The following is an 18,683-nucleotide window of genomic DNA, read 5'->3' on the forward strand; positions in this document are numbered from 1 at the left end:
TTCCGGGCGCTCCCCCTCCATCCGGAGAGGGGAGCGCCTAAAGTCGTACCTGTATACCACAAATATTAGTCGCACCCCTTCAACCCTCACATTAACCGTTGACAAGAAGGCGCTATAGAGATTTAATGGCGTGTCTTTGACCGCACCAGAGAGCGGAACTGCCCCCGGGCACTACCATATTAAGCTTCAGGAGGAATTAATGAATCCATTGGCCGCGGAACTTAACGAGTCTCTAGCCCAGCACAGCCCCCATGTCCTGGAGATGCTGTCGGATCTCGGCAAGAATCTCTTCTTCCCCAAAGGTATCCTTACCCAGTCGGCTGAAGCCAAAGAGAAAGCCAACAAATTCAACGCCACCATCGGCATCGCCACCGAGAACGGCGGCCCGATGTTCCTCTCCTGCATCCAGGACAAGCTCACCGCATTCGATCCCAAGGACATCTACCCGTACGCCCCGCCGGCGGGCAAGCCCGAGCTGCGCTCCCTGTGGCGCGAGAAGATGCTGCGCGAGAACCCGAGCCAGGTAGGCAAGCATTTCAGCAACCCTATCGTCACCAACGCGCTCACCCACGGCCTCTCCATCGTCGCCGACATGTTCGTGGACAAAGGCGACCACCTGATCCTCCCCGACATGCTCTGGGGCAACTACAACCTGACCTTCGGCACCTGCTCCGGCGCCATCGTGAAGAAGCATCCGACCTTCACCGCTAGCGGCGGCTATGACATCGACGCCTTCAAGGCCGTGCTGCAGAACTCCGCCGAGGAGAAGGGGAAGGTCGTCGTGCTCCTCAACTTCCCGAACAACCCGAGCGGTTACACCCCGACCCCTGCCGAGGGTGACGCCCTCGTGGCCGCCATCAAGGAAGTCGCCGACGGGGGCTGCAACGTGGTCGCCATCACCGACGACGCCTACTTCGGCCTCTTCTACGAAGACAGCATGAAGGAGTCCCTGTTCGGCAAGCTCGCCAACCTCCATCCGCGCATCCTCGCCGTCAAGCTCGACGGCGCCACCAAGGAGGAGTTCGTCTGGGGCTTCCGCACCGGCTTCATCACCTTCGCCGACGGTAACGACTACGAGAACGCACCGGTCATGAACGCGCTGGAGAAGAAGGCGATGGGCATCATCCGCGCCCGCATCTCCAACTGCCCGCACCCCTCCCAGACCTTCGTCGTCGAGGCGCTGCGCTCCCCGGACTTCCTCAAGCAGAAGGAGGAGAAGTTCCAGGTCATGAAGGGGCGCGCGCTGAAGACCAAGGAAGTGCTCAACAGCGGCAAGTACGAGAAGGCGTGGGACTACTATCCTTTCAACTCCGGCTACTTCATGTGCCTGAAGCTGAAGCACGTGGACGCCGAGAAACTCCGCGTGCACCTGCTGGATAAATACGGCGTCGGCGCCATCTCCACCACCAAGACCGACCTCCGTATCGCCTTCTCCTGCATCGCCGAGAAGGATATCCCCGAGCTCTTCGACATCATCTACAAGGCGGCGCTCGACCTGGCCTAAAGCCGGTTCGGGTTCCGCAGGCGATTATCCCCAAGCGGGAGAAATCGCTATAAAAATAAAAGCCCCTGTCGCGTATGCGGCAGGGGCTTTCTTTATGCGAAGTACATCTTCATCATCGATGGATGTTGCACTCTCCCCACTTTGGCAAAGAAGAGGCTATTGCGTCCCCCCCTTTTGCGAAGGGGGGACAGGGGGGATTTGCCTCAAAGTGACTCACCTTTTACTCCTAAATCCCCCACGCCTTGGTGCCGTGGCAGGAGTTGGAGCAGGTTCGGTTGGTCGAATTCCAGCCGATGCTGGTTGCCAGGTTCTTCACGCCGTTGGCATGGGTGGCGGCATTGACTGTGGTCGTGCTGTAGCCGGTGCCGTGGCAGTTGGCGCACGTGGCGCGGGTGCTATGGTAGGCGTGCTTGCCGTTAGCCGGAGGTATGGCATGGCAGCTGCCGCAGGCAGGGGGAGTCGGAGGCGTCACCACGGGTGCTGTGGTGGTCGCTATCGCCGCGACCTGGGCCGTGGTAAGGGTGCTCAGGCTTCCCATCCCCCCGGTATTGGCATTGATGGCCCCCTGAATTGCCAGCGCTGTTTTCCCCTGTTTGGCGCTGCCGTGGCAGCCGTTGCAGTACTGGGTATAAAGCGCCTGCCCGTCCAGCGGCGTGGTCGCCGGCGGTGGCGTCACCACAGGTGCTGTGGTAGTCGCTATCGCCGCGACCTGGGCCGCGGTAAGGGTGCTCAGGCTTCCCATCCCACCGGTGTTGGCATTGATTGCCCCCTGGATCGCCAGTGCGGTTTTACCCAGTTTGGCGCTGCCGTGGCAGCCGTTGCAGTACTGGGTGTAGAGCGCCTGCCCATCCAGCGGCGTCGACGCCGGCGGAGGAGGCGTCATCACGGGCGCTGCCGCGGCCGCTATTGCGGTGATCTGCGCGTCGGTGAGGGTGCGCAGGCTTCCCATTCCGCCGGTGTTGGTGATGATAGCACTATGTATCGCCAGCGCCGATCTCCCCAGCTTTGCCGTGCCGTGGCAGCCGTCGCAGTACTGGTTGTAAAGTGCCATCCCGTCGAGAGCGCCGGTTGCGGGAACCGGGATAGCTGCCGCATTGAAGGTGGCTGCGGCAAGATCCATCACGCTTCCGTTACAGATGACGCTCCCGCTCTGCTTGTTGACGATGCTGACCGCGCCCGCCGACAAGGTCACTGTTACCTGATCGAACATCAGGTCCATGTTCTGATGGTTCGCAACGAAAGGGGCGGTGATCGGGTCGGTCCCCGCGATGCCGAACTGCGCCAATAGCGGCTGCAGCTTGGCCAGTACCGTCGTGCTGGCCGCGGCGAGGTTATCCCCGGTAAGCCTCGTGTGGGCGGGATCGGGGTCCGCGTAGGCCGTCGCCGGATCGGCGACGCCAGCGGCGCTCGCCACGATCAGGTCGCTGAGGGGGTTGATGTTGGCCCTTCCGCTTCCTTTGGCGAAGGAGTGCAGCGTGTGGCTGGTCCCGCCGGCGCTCCCTTTGGCCTGCATGATGAAGGGTGCTGTCATGCCGGTGACGTCGAAGGCGAAGTTGCCGTTCTGGTCGATGGCGGCGCTTTTCTCGCGCGGCTGAGCCGAGGAGTCCTTCAGGGTTACCTGGCCTGCGAGGGGTGCTCCGACGGCGGCGACGCCGCTGACTACGTTGGCGGAGGAGGAGCCCCCTCCGCCGCCGCAGCCTGCGATGACTGCCATGAGAAACAGGTACAAAACTGCAAGTTTGGTCCTTATCAGTTGCTTCATTCGATCTCCTTTTGGGGGTTGTGCTGCTTGGCGCCGTGGACTTCGGGGACAAAAAAACCGCGCTGCGTCATATCTAACTCACGTGATATTTCGGCAACCCGGCTGTCTCGGTGAGACCCTTGGGCTTTCCGCCCCATCCTCGCGGATGGTTTAGCATTTGTCGTCTACCAGTCGATGTGGCCGCGCGCTTTTGCGGCAGTTGTTTCTGCCTGTTTCCTTCCCCTTTGCCTGCCCCTGGACGCAAAAAAGCCGGGGCAGGAATATCGTGGTTGATATTTCGGCGACCCGGCTGTCTCGTGGAGACCCTGTAGGCTTTCCGTCCCACCCTCGCGGATGGTTTAGTATTGTCGTCTACCAATATATTGCTTTCTAGATGTGCCGAGGCTATCAGACTCTTACAAATCTAGTCAACAAAAAATATTTTCACTGTCAGCCGAACCTGATCCAATGCGCGCACTCCTCATTAAAGGTAAAGTCTCTGTCATAGCGAAATCACTATGACTTTTGCCGTACCAGCTAAGAGCTTGAATGCGTGAAAATTTTTTGCGGTGACAGTAAGAAAGTTGCCGGAGAAGTGGAACGCAGGTGCAAAAAAGCCCCCTGGACGGCGCGGCCGTGCAGGGGGCTTTTTTATGACAATGACAGAAACGGGGAGGGAGCTAGTCGATGAGCTTGCCGATGCTCCCGAAGCGGACCCTGAGCTTGTCCTTGTCCCAGGACCAGTACTTGATGAAGGCGAGCCCCTTGATCTTGTCGCGGGTCACGAAGCCCCAGAAGCGGCTGTCGTAGGAGCGGTCCCTGTTGTCGCCCATGACGAAGTAGGAGTTGGCCGGGACGGTGACGGGATCCTTGTTGTCCCTGGGGTTCATCTCCTTCGGGATGTTGTCGGACTCCTTGTGCACCTCGTGCGGGTTCGCGTAGAGTTTTCCGTTCACGTACACCCGCTTGTTCTTCACCTCGACCACGTCTCCCGGAACGCCTACCACGCGCTTGATGAAGTCCTTGGACGGGTCTTCCGGGTACTCGAAGACGACCACGTCGCCCTGGCGCGGGTCCCTGATGGTGAGGACGCGGTTGCCGGTGAAGGGGATCTTCGAACCATAGATGAACTTGTTGACCAGCAGGTGGTCGCCGATGGCAAGCGTATCCTCCATGGACCCGGACGGGATCTTGAAGGCCTGCACTATGAAGGTACGGATCACGAGCGCCAGAAGGACCGCGATGATGATCGACTCTGCGTATTCGCGAACCACATGCTTCGCCCTGACCGGCTGGTCCGGCTTGACCGGAGACTGCGCAGGCTTGTTGTCTTCGCAGACGTTTTTGTAATCTTCCATTCCCTTTGATCCCCTTGTCTTGATGGAAAGGCGTAAGCCGTCCGGGTTGGGGCTACCCCTCTACCTTGAGGATAGCCAGGAACGCCTCCTGCGGGAGCTCCACATTGCCGACGTTCTTCATGCGCTTTTTGCCTTCTTTCTGTTTCTCCAGGAGCTTCCGCTTCCTGGTGATGTCGCCGCCGTAGCACTTGGCGAGGACGTCCTTTCTCATCGCCTTGACCGTTTCGCGCGCGATGACCTTGGTCCCCACCGCGGCCTGGATGGCGATCTCGAACATCTGGCGCGGTATCAGCTCCTTCATCTTGGAGACCAGTTCCCTCCCGCGGTAGTACGCCTTGTCCTTGTGGATGATGAGCGACAGCGCGTCCACCACCTCGCCGTTGATCATGATGTTGAGGCGCACCAGTTCGCTCTGGCGGTAGTCCAGAAGCTCGTAGTCCAGCGAGGCGTACCCCTTGGTGATCGATTTCAGCCGGTCGTAGAAGTCGAGCACCACCTCGTTCAAGGGGAGCTCGTAGACTACCATGACGCGGGTAGGGGTCAGGTACTTGATTTCCCTCTGCACGCCGCGCTTCTCCTCGCAAAGGGCGAGGATCCCGCCCACGAAGTCGTTGGGGACGTGGATCGAGGCGAGGATGAACGGCTCTTCGACATAGGCGATCTCCTGGGTCGGCGGGAGCTGGTTCGCGCTCTGGATCGAGGTGAGACTGCCGTCGGTGCCGTGTACGCGGTAGACGACGGTGGGCGCCGTGGTGATCAGTTCGAGGTTGAACTCGCGCTCCAGGCGTTCCTGGATGATCTCCATGTGCAAAAGCCCGAGAAAGCCGCAGCGGAAGCCGAAGCCCAGCGCAAGCGAGGTCTCGGGGTCGTAGGAGAACGAGGAGTCGTTAAGTTTCAGCTTGGCCAGCGCGTCGCGCAACTGCTCGTACTGCGAGGTGTCGATGGGGTAGAGGCCGGAGAAGACCATCGGCTTCACCTCTTTGTAACCCGGCAGGGCGGCGTCGCAGGGGTTGTGCAACAGCGTCACCGTGTCGCCTACCTTTGCGTCGGCCACCTCGCGGATCCCGGCGATGATAAACCCGACCTCGCCGGCGGAAAGCATCGGGGTCTCCCGCATTTCCGGGGAGAAGACGCCGGCCTTAAGCACCTCGTAGCTCTTGCGGTTCGACATGAGCTGGATCTTGTCACCCTTCTTCACCGTCCCGTCCACCAGGCGGACCAGGATGATGACCCCCTGGTACTGGTCGTACCACGAGTCGAAAAGGAGCGCCTTCAGGGGCTTGGTCGCGTCTCCCTGCGGAGGGGGGATCTTCTTGACGATCTCTTCCAGGATGTCCTTGGTCCCGATCCCTTCCTTGGCGCTGGCCAGCACCGCGTCGTGGGTGTCGAGGCCGATGATCTCCTCGATCTCGGCCTTGACCCGTTCCGGCTCGGCCGCGGGGAGGTCGATCTTGTTCAGCACCACGAACACCTCGAGGTTGGCGTCGAGGGCCAGGTAGACGTTGGCTAAAGTCTGGGCTTCCACCCCCTGCGAGGCGTCGACCACCAGCAGGCCCCCTTCGCAGGCGGTGAGCGAGCGGGAGACCTCGTAAGTGAAGTCGACGTGGCCTGGGGTGTCGATCAGGTTTAGGATGTAGTCTTTGCCGTCGTCGGCGCGGTAGTTGAGCCGCACGGTCTGTGCTTTGATGGTGATGCCGCGTTCGCGTTCCAGGTCCATTTTGTCCAGGAACTGGTCCTGCTTTTCCCGGGCCGAAACGGTTCCGGTGAATTCGAGTAGGCGGTCTGCCAGAGTGGATTTGCCATGGTCGATGTGGGCGATGATGGAAAAGTTGCGGATATGCTCGATTACCATATTGTCCTTTAGCTCGCGGAGGTTAACTCATGAAATATATAGAAGGGGTTGTTAATTGTAAAGTGATTTCTGGGGCTTTAACCTAAGGGAAAAGGAGCTGAAGAGGGAAGCTCTCCCCCTCCCTTGACGGGAGGGGGAACTTTTGGGGAAAAATAAAAACCCCTCCTCCCGGGTGTTCGTGGGAGGAGGGGGCGGATTTACGATGCGTTTTACTTTCCTACCTGAGCGTGAACTGCCCTACCAGGCGCTGCAGGTCGTCGGCCAGGCCGGCAAGATGGCTTGCCGCGGTGGCGCAGGTGTGGGCGCCCCTGGAGGTATCCTGCACCACGTCGGTTATCTGCATGATGTTGTTGGTGATCTCTCCGGTGGTGGCAGTCTGCTCCTCGGCTGCGGTCGCGATCTGGTTTACCTGCATGGTCACCTCGCTGATCTGTTCCAGGATTTCCTGGAGCGAATCCCCCGACTTCGCCGCTTCCCTGGTGCCGTTCTCCACCTCGCGGACACCTTCCTCCATGGCGCCGACCGCTTCCCTGGTCTCGCTCTGGATCGACTTGATCATCTCGCCGATCTCCCTGGTGGCGCGGGTGGTGCGCTCGGCCAGGGCCCGCACTTCGTCGGCCACTACCGCGAAGCCGCGCCCCTGCTCGCCGGCGCGGGCGGCCTCGATGGCGGCGTTCAAGGCCAAAAGGTTAGTCTGGTCGGCGATGTCCTCGATGGTGCCGATGATGGCGCCGATCTGGTCGCTCCGCTCGCCAAGGCCGGCTACGGTCGCAGCCGACGACTTCACCTGTTGTGCGATACGGTTCATCACCAAAACCGTCTGCTCGACCACCGCGGTTCCGGTTTTGGCCCGGGCCGTCGCCTGCTTGCCCCCTTCTGCTGCCATGTGGCAGCTCTGGGCAATTTCCGACGAGGTGGCGGCCATCTCTTCGCTGGCTGTTGCGACGGTGCCGGTCTGGGCCGCGACCTCTTCGGCCCCGGTAGCTATCTGGTCGGAGGTGCTGTGCAACTGGTTGGCGGCAGCGGCCACTTCCACACTGTTCTGGGAGACCCGGTTCATGGTCTCGTTCAGCTTGTCCGCCATCACGTTGACCTCGGCGGCCAGCATCCCCATTTCGTCCTTGGTCTCGATTCCCGAGCGCGCGGTCAGGTCGCCCCCGGCGACTTCGGCCAGGGTGTTGAACACCATCTGTAGCGGCTTGCTGATGGAGTTGGCGATCAAAAGGCCGATCAGCGCCATGAACAGGGTGGCAACCCCTGCCAGGACCAGCATCACCACCACGGCGGAACGGTAGCCGGCGACATCATGCCGGTAGGTCTGATCTGCCGACTTTTCGTTGAAGGAGACCAGCTCGGTGACGGCTTCGGCCGGTTTTTTGTAAAGCGGGGCGACCGAACCGGTGGCAAAGGCGGTCGTCTCGCTGCGCGCCTGCGGGTTCCCCACTGCAGCCAGGGCGAGTTCCTGCAGTTTCGCCCCCTGCACCAGGTAGGCCTGGTATCCCTCCTTGAACCGCCCGATCTGCTCTCTCTCTTTAGGGTCCAACTCGTAGGTCAGGAATTTGGCCAGTCCCGCATCTATCGCCTTTTTGCGCAGGTTCAGGTCATCGACCTTTTCCTGCAGCTTGGCCGCGTCCTCGAGGGACAGCATGTAGACCAGATCCAGCCTGATGGCCAGAAATTCGTTCTTCATGTCGTTTAAAAGGCCCACGTGCGTGACCGCTTCGCTCAGGTCCTTTTCGTCGTTAGCCATGACGCTCATTTTCTGCAAGCTGGTCGCCGCGAATACTGTCAAAGTGATCACTGCTATAGCTACCAGGAAAAGGCACTTCGTCTTAACCTTCAAGTTCATCCACAAGTTCATCGCGGGCTCCTTTTTATATGTCGATCAACATGAGGCCGGCCCGGAGGGTATCCCGGGACCTGATAGAGAGACGTATCGGATGGCTGCTGTGAAACTTTAGATGAGTATTGTCTGACCTTGTGCCGGAGGCTTTCCTGTAACAGTTGTAAGCTTTCTCCCTCATGTTAAAGTTTCTCCTGCCGCCCCTTTTGTCATGGGGCTAGGAGGTTTCAATGGCGGCTCTTTCAGATGTGATACCGAACTTCACCGCGCCGGATTTCCGCCGGCCCAAGCTGGCCGACGCCCCGGCGGCGCGCACGATCCCGGCACCCGGGGATGGCGTGCTGCCGCAAAACTACCACGCCACCTCGAACCATCCCGAATACGTGCATCTGGGGGGAGGGGAGTGGCTCCTCGCGCCTCAAAGCCGCATGGACTGCGTGATCGTACTCAAGGGAAGGGGGCTGGAGGTGGTCGAGCCGCGTCGCGTGCGGCGCGGCGACCCGGTCGTGGTGGGTAGGACGGAAAACGGCGAAGAGGGGATCTACCTGCACATAGGGGGCTTCCTGAACCTGGCCGAACCGTTCGCCGACAAGTTCTCCTTTCGCAGCCGCGGCACCCGCGAGACTCCCTTTTCCCGCTCCTACGACGAGTTGTACCAGGTGCTGCGCCACGACCGGGATCACGGCTACATCGTCTGGGTCCTGGGGCCCGCGGTAGCCTTCGACATGGACTGCCGCAACGCGATGCAGGGGCTGGTGGAGGCGGGTTACTGCCACGCACTTTTGGCGGGGAACGCGCTTGCAACCCACGACCTGGAGGCGGCGCGCTTTCGCACCGGCCTCGGGCAGAACATCTACACCCAGACGGTGATGCCGATGGGGCATTACAACCATCTGGACATCATCAACGAGGTGCGCCTGCGAGGGGGGATCCCCCAGACCATCGAAGGGCTGGGGCTTTCGGACGGCATCATGTACGCCTGCGCCAGGAAGGGGGTTCCCCTGGTTCTCGCCGGCTCCATCCGTGACGACGGTCCGCTCCCCGAGGTGATCGCCGATGCCTATCAGGCGCAGGACGCCATGAGAGTGCACGCGCGGCGCGCTACCACGGTGCTGGCCGTGGCCACGCAACTGCACTCCATCGCCTTCGGCAACATGGTTCCCAGCTACAAGGTAATGGAGGACGGAAGGGTGCGGCCGGTCTACTTTTACGTGGTGGACATGACGGAGTTCTGCGTGGACAAACTGGCCAACCGCGGTTCGGCGCAGGCGGTGGGGCTCTTGACCAACGCGCAGGATTTCGTAGTGAACCTCTGGAACCATCTGAAGCACAAGGGATGATCTGAATGGGAAAGGCAGGGGGGAAGATGGAAAGCCGTATCAGGATGATAGGTGTGCCGCTGGACCTGGGGCAGGAGCAGCGCGGCGTCGACCTGGGCCCGGGGGCGCTGCGCTATGCGGGGCTGTCGGCACGCCTCACCGGCCTGGGGTATCAAGTGGAGGACATAGGTAACCTGGAGGTGCCGGTACGTGACGTGGTGACCGTTGAGCGGCAGCAGCATTACCTCCCCTCGATAGGGAAGGTCTGCGAGACGGTTTATCAGGCAGGCCGCACGGCGGTGGCGCAAGGTTGCATCCCCGTCTTCATGGGGGGGGACCATTCGCTGGCGCTTGGCTCCATAGGCGGCGTGACCCATGAACAGCCGACGGCGGTGATCTGGGTCGACGCCCACGGCGACTTCAATACGCCTGAGACCTCCCCCAGCGGGAACATTCACGGGATGGTATTGGCGGCGCTTTTGGGGGAAGGGCATTCGGAACTGGTGCACCTGGGGAGGCCGGGGCCGAAGCTTAGCGGCAGCGACGTGGTCCTGATCGGGCTGCGGGAGCTGGATCCGCAGGAGAAGGTCAGGCTGCGGGAGAGTTCAGTCAACGTCTACACCATGAGGGACATAGACGAGCGGGGCATCGGCGCCATCGCGCGGGAGGCGCTGGGAAAGCTCGCCCACAGGACCCGCCTGCACCTGAGCCTCGATCTCGACGGCCTGGACCCGCTGGAGGTTCCCGGCGTCGGCACCACCTCGCCGGGAGGGATCACCTACCGCGAGGCCCAGCTCCTGATGGAGATCATCGCCGATACGAAGCTTCTTTGCTCCATGGACATCGTGGAGATAAACCCGATCCTGGACCACGGCAACCGCACCGCAAAGATCGCCGTGGAACTGGCCGCCTCCGCTTTCGGGGAGGCGATCATGTAAAGTTGAAGCGTCCGCTGGCTACTTCTTCAGGTTGTGCTTTTTGACCACCTTGATCTTTTTCGCCTCGAAGAGAAAGCCTTGAGGGTACTTGTGAAACGCGCCGGTCGCCCTGATCTCGTCACCCAACGACGGGGCCTCTCCCGCGACCTTGACCGGGATGAAGAGCTTCTCGCAGTTGCCGGTTTTGCACTGCAGTTCTTTCAGGTCCATGACGCCGATGATGGTCTTGTCTGTCTGCGAAACCCCGCCCATGACCCCGGCAAGGGTGAACTCCCCGGTGAAGGCTTCGGGCTTGCTGCCGACCTCGTTTACGTTGACTACCTTGGCTTCCCCTTGACACCCCGCCATCCCCATGGCAATAGCCGCGCCCAAGGCAAGCGCCATTGTCAACCGCCGGTACGTTTTCATATGCATCTCCTTTTGAGTCTGTTGTCGTGGACGGATTCGTCCGGTTTATCTGTCTTAGCGGCAGCGGTCGAATATCCGTTTGCCAGCGCCGACAATCTATTTAGCTGCGGGTTCAATGTCAAGCTGGAAAGCAACAGGCATACGAGGTGTCGAGACAACTGGTGGATCAATGGAGTGATTGGACAGAGCAACGACGGGATGTGCTTCCTGCTGAAAAAAAGCGGCCCGCGCTCTCGTTCACCGTACGAGAACACGGGCCATAACAGGAAAAGAAGGCTGCTTTTACTGCGGGTTTCTACTGTCCACGGTGACACCTCGTCTTGGGTAGGGACAAGGCCGGAACCGCGGAATTTAAACGCCCCTGGGTATGAGCGTGCGCCGCGTGGCCTATCGGAGCGCCGGGCACCGTCAATCTTTATGCTTTGCAACTAGCTTAGTCAACGTATCTAATAGCATTGTTGCCAAAACGAAGCAAAGCGTAGCGTGTTCTTTACGCGCGCATTGCGGGCCCTTCGCGTCCCGCGTTCAAAAAAATCACTTTTATAAAAAAGGGCCCGTGTCTGAATCAAGACACGGGCCCTTCAATTTTGCTTTGCGGGGGGCACTCAGTACCCCCTGACGATCACCTCCAGGTGCCCGTCGTTGGGGCAGAAGATGAGGCCGTGGACCGGCACGTCCCTGGGGATGAGCGGGCTGTTGCGAATGATCTGGGTGACCCGCTCCACGTTCTCCTCGGGGCAGGCGAAGGCTCCCATCCATTGGCCCAGGTCGGGAACGAGGCTGTCGATGGCCGACGGGTCGACGCCGCGGGCTATCATCTTCGCCTTCAGTTTTTCCGCGTCGACCGATGACATGCCGCAGTCCTTGTGGCCTATGACGAAGATCTCCTCGACTCCCAGAAGGAATATCGCCGCCACGAGGCTCCTGATCACCCCACCGTTCGGGTCGACCAGCGTATTGCCTGCATTCTTGATCACTTTGGCGTCGCCGCGCTTGATCCCCATCGCGGGTTCCAGGAAGTCGACCAGACGGGTGTCCATGCAGGTGAAGATGGCAAGTTGCCGCTTAGGGTCCTTGGGCAGGGGGGGGAAGGCCCCCGGCTTCACGAATTTCTCGTTGTTGGTTAGTACTTTGTCAAGCAGGGTCATTTAGCACCGTTTGTTGGCGAAAGTTAATTTGACTCACTGTAGGATGCAGTCTTTTAAGCTGAAGCCGGACATTAGTCAAGCAAAACTGCACTCCCTTGTGTTTACGTGAGAAAATACGGGAAACGTCTCTCTTGGTCCCCCCTCCCGTCAAGGGAGGGGGGGGGATTATCCCCGCAACTCTCGGAAGAGCCTTTTCGGGGGAGGGGGGCTCCGTCTACAGGTTCTGTACGTCCACCACGGCGATGGCGGCCATGTTGACGATGTCGTTGACGTCGTCGCCGCGCTGCAGTACGTGCACCGGTTTGTTCATCCCCATGAGGATCGGGCCTATCGCCTCGGCGCCGCCCAGGTGGTGCAAGAGCTTATAGCAGATGTTCCCGGAGTTGAGGTCGGGGAAGATCAGGATGTTGGCCGGGGTCTTCAGTTTCGAGAAGGTGAAGCCGTCCAGAAGATCGGGGACCACGGCAGTGTCGGCCTGCATTTCACCCTCTACTATCAGGTTGGGGGCGCGCTCCTTGACGATCTCGACGGCGCGCTTGACCTTGCGCGTCTGCGGGTGGTCCACCGAGCCGAAGTTGGAGAAGGAGAGCATGGCGACGCGTGGCTCGATGTCGAGCTTGTGGACCATCTCGGCGGCGAGAATGGCCGTCTCGGCCAGCTCCTCCGCGGTCGGATCGATGGTCACCGTGGTGTCGGCCAGGAAGTAGACGTTCTGTTTGGACACCATCATGTAGAGGCCGTGCACGCTGGAGAGCCCCCCCTGCTTGCCTAAGACCTGCAGCGCGGGGCGGATGGTTTCCGGGTAGTGGGTGTCGATCCCCCCCAGGAGAGCATCGGCGTGCCCCATGTGCACCATCATGTTGCCGAAATGTGCCCGCGACTTGCGGCGCATGATGCGGCGGCACTCGGAAATGGTGAGGCCTTTCCTCTGCCTTAAGCGGTAGAGCTCCGCGGCGTACTCCTCGGTGAGCTCGGAGTCGGACGGGTCCATGATCGGCACGTCGAGGTCCAGGTTGAGATCGTCCATCTTCTGCTTGATCTTCTTCTGGTCTCCGATCAGGATCGGCTTGGCGATCCCCTCCTCGACCAGCACCTGGGCCGCGCGCAGGATCTTGTCGTCCTCACCCTCGGAAAAGACCACCTTCTTCGGGTCGCTCTTCGCCTTGTTGATGATCATGCGCATGATCTCTTTGGACTTGCCCTGCGAGGACTCGAGCTGCTCGATGTACTTGCCCATGTCGGCGATCGGCATGCGCGCGACCCCCGTGTCCATGGCAGCCTGGGCGATCGCCGGGGCCACGTGCAAAAGCACGCGCGGGTCGAAGGGTTTGGGGATGATGTAGGTCGGGCCGAAGCTGAACTTCTCGTTGCCGTAGGCCTTGCTGACGGAGTCGGGCACCTCCTCGCGCGCGAGTTTCGCCAGGGCGTGCACCGCGGCGAGCTTCATCTCCTCGTTGATGGCGGTGGCGCGCACGTCGAGCGCGCCGCGGAAGATGAAGGGGAAGCCGAGGACGTTGTTGACCTGGTTGGCATAGTCGCTCCTGCCGGTCGCGATGATCACGTCGCCGCGCACCGCGTGCGCCTCTTCCGGGGTGATTTCCGGGTCGGGGTTCGCCATGGCGAAGATGATCGGGTTCGGCGCCATGGAGCGGACCATCTCCGGGGTGAAGGCACCCTTGGCCGAGAGGCCGAAAAGGACGTCGGCCCCTACCGCCGCTTCTTCCAGGGTGCGGAAGTGGGTTTCGGCTGCGAAGAGTTCCTTGTAGGGGTTCATCCCCTCGACGCGCCCCTTGTAGATGACCCCCTTGGTGTCGCACATGATCATGTTGTTGGGTTTCACACCGAGCGCGATGGCGAGCTTGGCGCAGGAGTTGGCTGAGGCGCCGGCGCCGTTGACGACGATCCTTATGTCCTCGATCTTCTTTTGCACCAGCATCAGGGCATTCAGAAGGGCCGCCGAGCAGATGATGGCGGTGCCGTGCTGGTCGTCGTGGAAGACCGGGATGTTCATGGTCTTCTTCAGCTGCTCCTCGATATAGAAGCACTCGGGCGCCTTTATGTCCTCCAGGTTGATGCCGCCGAAGGTCGGCTCCAGGAGCTGGCAGGCCTTGATGATCTCGTCGGGGTTCTCGGTGTTCAGCTCGATGTCGAAGACGTCGATATCGGCGAACCGCTTGAAGAGGACACCTTTCCCCTCCATGACCGGCTTGCCGGCGAGCGCGCCCAGGTTTCCAAGGCCCAGGACCGCGGTGCCGTTGGAGACGACCGCCACGAGGTTCCCCTTCGCCGTGTACTTGTAAGCGTCGTCCGGGTTCTCCTGGATGGCCAGGCAGGGTTCCGCGACTCCCGGAGAGTAAGCGAGGGACAGGTCAGCTGCGGTCTGGCACGGCTTGGTGGCGATGACTTCGATCTTACCTTTTCTGCCGCTTGAGTGGTAATCAAGGGCACCCAATTTTTTGCTCATGCATTTCTCCTTTGACTCATCAGATTCGCGGCTATGCGCCATTAAAGTATCTGCTGCCGGTGCAACTACTTGGTCACGACTACCAGCACCCGGACCTCCTTGCCGTCGTGGCTTAGGAGCCGGTGACCCAGGGTCGATTCGAAATAGAGGGAATCCCCCTCGTTAAGGGTGATCTTCTGGTCTTCCAGGATGAAGTCGGCGGTGCCGTTCATAACGTAGATGAACTCTTCGCCGTCATGGCTGTAGGTGTTGGCCTCCGGAGCCTTCTCGGTGAGGGTGACCATGAAGGCGTCCATCTTCTTGTTCTGCTTGAAGAAGGAGAGGGATTCGTAGAAGTACCCCTGGCGCGTGCCTTCCTTCGAGATGACCCGCGGCACGATGGTACGCTGATCGGCGCGCACCACTTCGAACCTGCGGTTGTCCTCGTCCTCGCTGAAAAACTGCGCCAGCTTCACGTCGAAGAACTTGGCGATCTTCGACAGTGTCGCGATGGGGGGGGAGACGTTGTCGTTTTCGATCTGAGAAATAAGCGCCGGGGAGAAACCGGTCTCGTTGGCGACAGCCTGAAGCGTCAGCTTCCTTGCCAAACGAAGCTTCTTGATCCTCGGCCCGATATTGTACTCTGACGACATTCTGTTCACTCCTGTTTAGGTGTAATCCACCGTTTTACTGATCCTAAAATTATTCAGTTTTGATAAAAAGTCAATTTAATTGTTGTTTGGTAGCAAGAATTAATTGCCCACGGCAGGGTCGTGAAAGTGCCGGTAAAGAGCGGATCCGCGCATTGCGCCGGGCGCGTCGCCGGGCGGGGCGCCGTTTTGTGACCGTGGTTTATTTCGAGGTTTACATTACCTGGCGCCGGCAAAGCGGACCGCGTTCTGTCTCGCCGAAAAGAAGTTCGGCGAGCGGCGGCTAAGTGAAACTGCCTCGGTCCGGAGATTGGGGGGCGCAGGGAAACGGCGGCCGTCCGTGCGCGGGGCGGCCTTGCCCGTCACGAGCGGACGGGATCAAAGGGAAGTGGGGGTGCTATTTCTTGATGTTGTTGTTGAGCTCGCACAAGAGGGATTCGACGTCGATCTTGTGCACCGTCGCCCCGTGCTCCAGTTGCTCGAAATCCGCCAGCTGACAGTCGTAGCAATCAAGGCGGTGGCGTTCGAAGACCGGGAGGGTTTCGGGGTAACGCCTGAGGATTTCGCTGATGGTCATTTCTTTCCTGATCACTTGGGCCTCCGAGAAGGTGCAGCGTCTGGTCGATGCCGGTCAGCCCCTGAATTTCGCGTCCAGCGCGCTTTTCACCAGCGGCGGGACCAGCTTGTCCACCGGGCCGTTCAGGCAGCTTACCTCCTTGACGATGGAAGAGGAGAGGTAGCTGTAAGGGACGGAAGTCATCATGAACAACGTTTCCACGTCGCGGGTGATGTTGCGGTTCATCTGGGCCAGCTGGAACTCGAACTCGAAGTCGGAGACGGCGCGCAGGCCGCGTATGACGACGGAGGCGCCGACGCGCCGCACGTAGTCCACCAAAAGGCCGTCGAAGGTCTCCACCCTGGCCTCCGGGCGGTCCTTCAGGATCTCGGCCAAAAGCTCGATTCTCTCCTGCACGGTGAAGAGCGCGTTCTTCTCGGAGTTGCGGGCCACCGCCACGATGACGCCGTCGAAGATCTTGAGGCCGCGGTCGATGATGTCGAGATGCCCGTAGGTTACGGGGTCGAAGGAGCCTGGATATACAGCCAGCTTCAGGGGCACGTTTCACCTCTGTCCGAAATAGTTAAAAAGGAGAGGGAGGTGTCGCCGTAGACGCGGCGCTCGATCTCCGTTAGCCTGCCGAAACTGCGGGGAATGTCCTCTTTGGCCGCGAACTCGGCGACCACGGTCGAGCCTGCATCGATGAGGGGGGAGGAGGAGAGAAGCTCCAGCACCCGCTCCGTGTGCCCCTCGCCGTAGGGTGGATCGAGAAAGACCAAGTGGAAAGGCTTCTCGCCGCGCGCGAGCCACTTGAGCGCCGCCGCCGCTTCCTGCGTCACGACCTTTCCCTTCTCCGTGAACCTGGTGGTCTCCAGGTTTTTCCGGATCGCCTCTGCCGATTCCCGGTGCGCGTCGATGAAAACGGCGCAATCGGCGCCGCGGCTCAAGGCTTCGATGCCGAGGTTCCCGGTCCCTGCGAAGACGTCCAAAACCCTCATGCCGCCCAGGTCGCCCAGCCGGCTTAATAGTATGCTGAAGAGCGCCTCCTTGACCCGGTCCGAGGTAGGGCGTACCCGCATGGTCTTGGGGGCGAAGAGCTGGCGCCCTCGGGCCTCACCCGCGATCACACGCATGCAAAGAACTTCCGGTTACTGTATTTCATATGAATGAACATGCTCCTTCCTCATCGATGCAGCTTATGTCTCTGTTTTCGGATGGGGCAGTCATATAGATTAAAAGTAATACAAAACGCAGAAGCTCTATTAGCACGATGCTTCCATCACGTCAATCAACTTTGCTGTTGACACTGTTGCCAGCGTGTATATAAATTACAGACTTTTAGCTCACTTGAGCAGGGGGTGCGAATGAGAGAGGGGCATGCCATGGAGCGGGCCGACCTGGCGGGGTACGCTGCGACCAGCGCCGGTTCCAAGGGGCGCAGGTACCAGGAGGAATTCCGGGACAACAGGCCCGCCTTCGAGCGGGACCGTGACCGCATCATCCATTGTGCCGCCTTCAGGCGCCTGGAGTACAAGACCCAGGTCTTCGTCAACCACGAAGGGGATTACTACCGCACCCGGCTCACCCATTCCCTCGAAGTGGCGCAAATAGGGAAGGGGATAGCCAGGAGACTCGGGCTAAACGAGGAACTGACCGAGACCCTGGCGCTTGCCCACGACCTCGGGCACACCCCCTTCGGCCATACCGGCGAAGAAGTGTTGAACCGGCTCATGGAAGGGGCGGGCGGCTTCGAGCACAACCTGCAGTCGCTTCGGGTGGTCGACGAACTCGAGGAGCGCCACCCGCACTTCAACGGGCTGAACCTTTCCTGGGAGGTGCGCGAAGGGATAGTAAAGCACTCCTCGCAGTACGACACCCCTGCCGCCTCCATCTACCAGGAGTTTCTCCCCGGCACCGTTTCCAGCATCGAGGCGCAACTCATCAACTCCGCCGACGAAATAGCCTACAACAACCACGACATCGACGACGGGCTCAAGTCCGGCTACATCAATCTGAACCAGCTGAAGAATGTCGAGCTCTGGAGCGAGGTACACGAGAAGATACTCGCCAAGTATCCCGGTATCGACATCGACCGCGGCGTCTGCCAGACCGTGAGCGCCCTGATCGGCGTATTGATCACGGATTTGGTCAACACCACGGCCGAGAATCTGCGGACGCTCAAGATAGAGACCCAGGAGGACCTGAAGCGGGTGAACCTTCCGGTCGTCGCCTTCAGTCCAGCCATGGCAGAAAAAAACGCCCAGTTGAAGCGCTTTTTGTTCCAGAACCTGTACCGGCATTACAAGGTAGAGCGGATGCGGGTCAAGGCCGAGCGTTATCTGGCCGAGCTTTTCGAGATGTACATCAAGCACCCGACGCTATTGCCCATGAAGCACCAGGCGAAGATGGAACGTGACGGAAGGGAGAGGGTGATTTGCGACTACATAGCCGGGATGACCGACAGGTTTGCGCTGGACGAGTTCAAGAGGCTGTTCGAGCCGTACGAGAGGGTTTAAACCCTAAAGGCCTAAGACCTTAAGATCTTCGCCACAGAGGACACGGAGGTATAGTGGACCCCATTTTCAGGACAATAGTTTAAGATGGCGCCTGCGATAAAAGGAGCAGGCAATGAGCGAACGGAAGCGCAAAAGTTTCACCAGCCAGTACAAGACGAAAGTGGCTCTCGAAGCGATCCGCGGCGTCAAGACGCTGAACGAAATCGCCCAGGAATTCGGTGTCCATCCGACTCAGGTGGGCGAGTGGAAACGAGAGCTCATCGCGCAGGCGCCAGGCATCTTCGAGACTAAGCGCGGCCCGAAGCCCGATGATCCGGCGGCCAGTCCGGAGCGGCTTTACTCCGAGATCGGGCGGTTGAAGATGGAACTGGACTGGCTTAAAAAAAAGTCCGGGATCGACCAATAGC

At 60.2% G+C, this 18,683-nt stretch carries 15 protein-coding genes, 1 pseudogene and 2 riboswitches; of the genes and pseudogenes, 5 read left to right on the plus strand and 11 right to left on the minus strand.

Translation table 11 applies throughout. The features are described 5' to 3' along the window. Window positions 1-199: 199 nt before the first annotated feature. Complete coding sequence (locus K419_RS0106935; RefSeq protein ID WP_026840949.1) at window positions 200-1,504, plus strand: aminotransferase class I/II-fold pyridoxal phosphate-dependent enzyme; 1,305 nt, start codon at window positions 200-202, stop codon at window positions 1,502-1,504. A 226-nt stretch (window positions 1,505-1,730) separates the two neighbouring features. On the opposite strand, the gene K419_RS0106940 is transcribed toward K419_RS0106935, so the two are convergent. From K419_RS0106940 to K419_RS0106955, 4 genes are all read right to left on the minus strand, one after another. Then, window positions 1,731-3,266 (minus strand): c-type cytochrome, encoded by a 1,536-nt coding sequence (locus K419_RS0106940; protein WP_026840950.1) that lies wholly within the window; start codon window positions 3,264-3,266, stop codon window positions 1,731-1,733. An 89-nt stretch (window positions 3,267-3,355) separates the two neighbouring features. Then, window positions 3,356-3,431, minus strand: a riboswitch (cyclic di-GMP riboswitch). Between the two features lie 111 nt (window positions 3,432-3,542). Beyond that, window positions 3,543-3,619, minus strand: a riboswitch (cyclic di-GMP riboswitch). A 306-nt stretch (window positions 3,620-3,925) separates the two neighbouring features. Beyond that, entirely contained in the window at window positions 3,926-4,603 is a 678-nt protein-coding gene (gene lepB / locus K419_RS0106945) for a signal peptidase I (RefSeq protein WP_026840951.1), read from the minus strand. Between the two features lie 52 nt (window positions 4,604-4,655). Then, the gene (gene lepA, locus K419_RS0106950; protein ID WP_026840952.1) at window positions 4,656-6,455 is read right to left on the minus strand and encodes a translation elongation factor 4; all 1,800 of its coding nucleotides are present in this window, start codon (window positions 6,453-6,455) and stop codon (window positions 4,656-4,658) included. A gap of 217 nt (window positions 6,456-6,672) precedes the next feature. Continuing rightward, window positions 6,673-8,316 (minus strand): methyl-accepting chemotaxis protein, encoded by a 1,644-nt coding sequence (locus tag K419_RS0106955; protein WP_026840953.1) that lies wholly within the window; start codon window positions 8,314-8,316, stop codon window positions 6,673-6,675. Window positions 8,317-8,528: 212 nt separating this feature from the next. On the opposite strand from K419_RS0106955, the gene K419_RS0106965 reads away from it, so the two are divergent. Together K419_RS0106965 and rocF are read left to right on the plus strand one after the other, a co-directional pair. Beyond that, on the plus strand, window positions 8,529-9,638 hold the full coding sequence (locus K419_RS0106965) for a putative NPN-dependent ornithine cyclodeaminase (RefSeq protein ID WP_026840954.1): 1,110 nt from the start codon (window positions 8,529-8,531) through the stop codon (window positions 9,636-9,638). Between the two features lie 26 nt (window positions 9,639-9,664). Next, the gene (rocF, locus tag K419_RS0106970) at window positions 9,665-10,555 is read left to right on the plus strand and encodes an arginase (protein WP_026840955.1); all 891 of its coding nucleotides are present in this window, start codon (window positions 9,665-9,667) and stop codon (window positions 10,553-10,555) included. An 18-nt stretch (window positions 10,556-10,573) separates the two neighbouring features. Here the strand turns inward: rocF and K419_RS0106975 are convergent, their stop codons facing one another. The 7 genes from K419_RS0106975 to rsmD form a co-directional block, all read right to left on the minus strand. Further along, complete coding sequence (locus K419_RS0106975; RefSeq protein ID WP_026840956.1) at window positions 10,574-10,963, minus strand: hypothetical protein; 390 nt, start codon at window positions 10,961-10,963, stop codon at window positions 10,574-10,576. Window positions 10,964-11,568: 605 nt separating this feature from the next. After that, complete coding sequence (locus K419_RS0106980; RefSeq protein WP_026840957.1) at window positions 11,569-12,111, minus strand: beta-class carbonic anhydrase; 543 nt, start codon at window positions 12,109-12,111, stop codon at window positions 11,569-11,571. A gap of 214 nt (window positions 12,112-12,325) precedes the next feature. Next, entirely contained in the window at window positions 12,326-14,575 is a 2,250-nt protein-coding gene (locus K419_RS0106985) for an NADP-dependent malic enzyme (RefSeq protein WP_026840958.1), read from the minus strand. A 65-nt stretch (window positions 14,576-14,640) separates the two neighbouring features. Beyond that, on the minus strand, window positions 14,641-15,207 hold the full coding sequence (locus K419_RS0106990) for a helix-turn-helix domain-containing protein (RefSeq protein ID WP_026840959.1): 567 nt from the start codon (window positions 15,205-15,207) through the stop codon (window positions 14,641-14,643). Window positions 15,208-15,601: 394 nt separating this feature from the next. Further along, window positions 15,602-15,796 carry a DUF1858 domain-containing protein gene (locus tag K419_RS0106995; RefSeq protein ID WP_026840960.1) on the minus strand — a complete coding sequence of 65 codons (195 nt, stop codon included), beginning with the start codon at window positions 15,794-15,796 and terminating at the stop codon, window positions 15,602-15,604. 39 nt (window positions 15,797-15,835) lie between these two features. Continuing rightward, window positions 15,836-16,321, minus strand: coding sequence for a pantetheine-phosphate adenylyltransferase (coaD, locus tag K419_RS0107000; RefSeq protein ID WP_026840961.1), 486 nt, complete (start codon window positions 16,319-16,321; stop codon window positions 15,836-15,838). Then, window positions 16,312-16,893 (minus strand): 16S rRNA (guanine(966)-N(2))-methyltransferase RsmD, encoded by a 582-nt coding sequence (gene rsmD, locus K419_RS0107005; RefSeq protein WP_026840962.1) that lies wholly within the window; start codon window positions 16,891-16,893, stop codon window positions 16,312-16,314. The genes coaD and rsmD overlap by 10 nt, the downstream gene beginning before the upstream one ends. Window positions 16,894-17,124: 231 nt before the next feature. Here rsmD and K419_RS0107010 point away from each other — a divergent pair, with 231 nt between their 5' ends. Together K419_RS0107010 and K419_RS0107015 are read left to right on the plus strand one after the other, a co-directional pair. Beyond that, window positions 17,125-18,276, plus strand: coding sequence for a deoxyguanosinetriphosphate triphosphohydrolase (locus K419_RS0107010; protein ID WP_026840963.1), 1,152 nt, complete (start codon window positions 17,125-17,127; stop codon window positions 18,274-18,276). A 112-nt stretch (window positions 18,277-18,388) separates the two neighbouring features. Then, window positions 18,389-18,664, plus strand: a pseudogene (locus tag K419_RS0107015) (transposase); the annotation flags it as partial. Between the last annotated feature and the right edge of the window lie 19 nt (window positions 18,665-18,683).

Source organism: Citrifermentans bremense R1 (assembly GCF_000426865.1).
GTDB classification, from domain to species: Bacteria; Desulfobacterota; Desulfuromonadia; order Geobacterales; family Geobacteraceae; genus Geomonas; species Geomonas bremensis.

Coding starts and splice junctions, on each gene's coding strand:
- K419_RS0106935 (WP_026840949.1), top strand. CDS start 200: ATGAATCCATTGGCCGCGGAACTTAACGAGTCTCTAGCCCAGCACAGC.
- K419_RS0106940 (WP_026840950.1), bottom strand. CDS start 3,266: ATGAAGCAACTGATAAGGACCAAACTTGCAGTTTTGTACCTGTTTCTC.
- lepB (WP_026840951.1), bottom strand. CDS start 4,603: ATGGAAGATTACAAAAACGTCTGCGAAGACAACAAGCCTGCGCAGTCT.
- lepA (WP_026840952.1), bottom strand. CDS start 6,455: ATGGTAATCGAGCATATCCGCAACTTTTCCATCATCGCCCACATCGAC.
- K419_RS0106955 (WP_026840953.1), bottom strand. CDS start 8,316: ATGAACTTGTGGATGAACTTGAAGGTTAAGACGAAGTGCCTTTTCCTG.
- K419_RS0106965 (WP_026840954.1), top strand. CDS start 8,529: ATGGCGGCTCTTTCAGATGTGATACCGAACTTCACCGCGCCGGATTTC.
- rocF (WP_026840955.1), top strand. CDS start 9,665: ATGGAAAGCCGTATCAGGATGATAGGTGTGCCGCTGGACCTGGGGCAG.
- K419_RS0106975 (WP_026840956.1), bottom strand. CDS start 10,963: ATGAAAACGTACCGGCGGTTGACAATGGCGCTTGCCTTGGGCGCGGCT.
- K419_RS0106980 (WP_026840957.1), bottom strand. CDS start 12,111: ATGACCCTGCTTGACAAAGTACTAACCAACAACGAGAAATTCGTGAAG.
- K419_RS0106985 (WP_026840958.1), bottom strand. CDS start 14,575: ATGAGCAAAAAATTGGGTGCCCTTGATTACCACTCAAGCGGCAGAAAA.
- K419_RS0106990 (WP_026840959.1), bottom strand. CDS start 15,207: ATGTCGTCAGAGTACAATATCGGGCCGAGGATCAAGAAGCTTCGTTTG.
- rsmD (WP_026840962.1), bottom strand. CDS start 16,893: ATGCGTGTGATCGCGGGTGAGGCCCGAGGGCGCCAGCTCTTCGCCCCC.
- K419_RS0107010 (WP_026840963.1), top strand. CDS start 17,125: ATGAGAGAGGGGCATGCCATGGAGCGGGCCGACCTGGCGGGGTACGCT.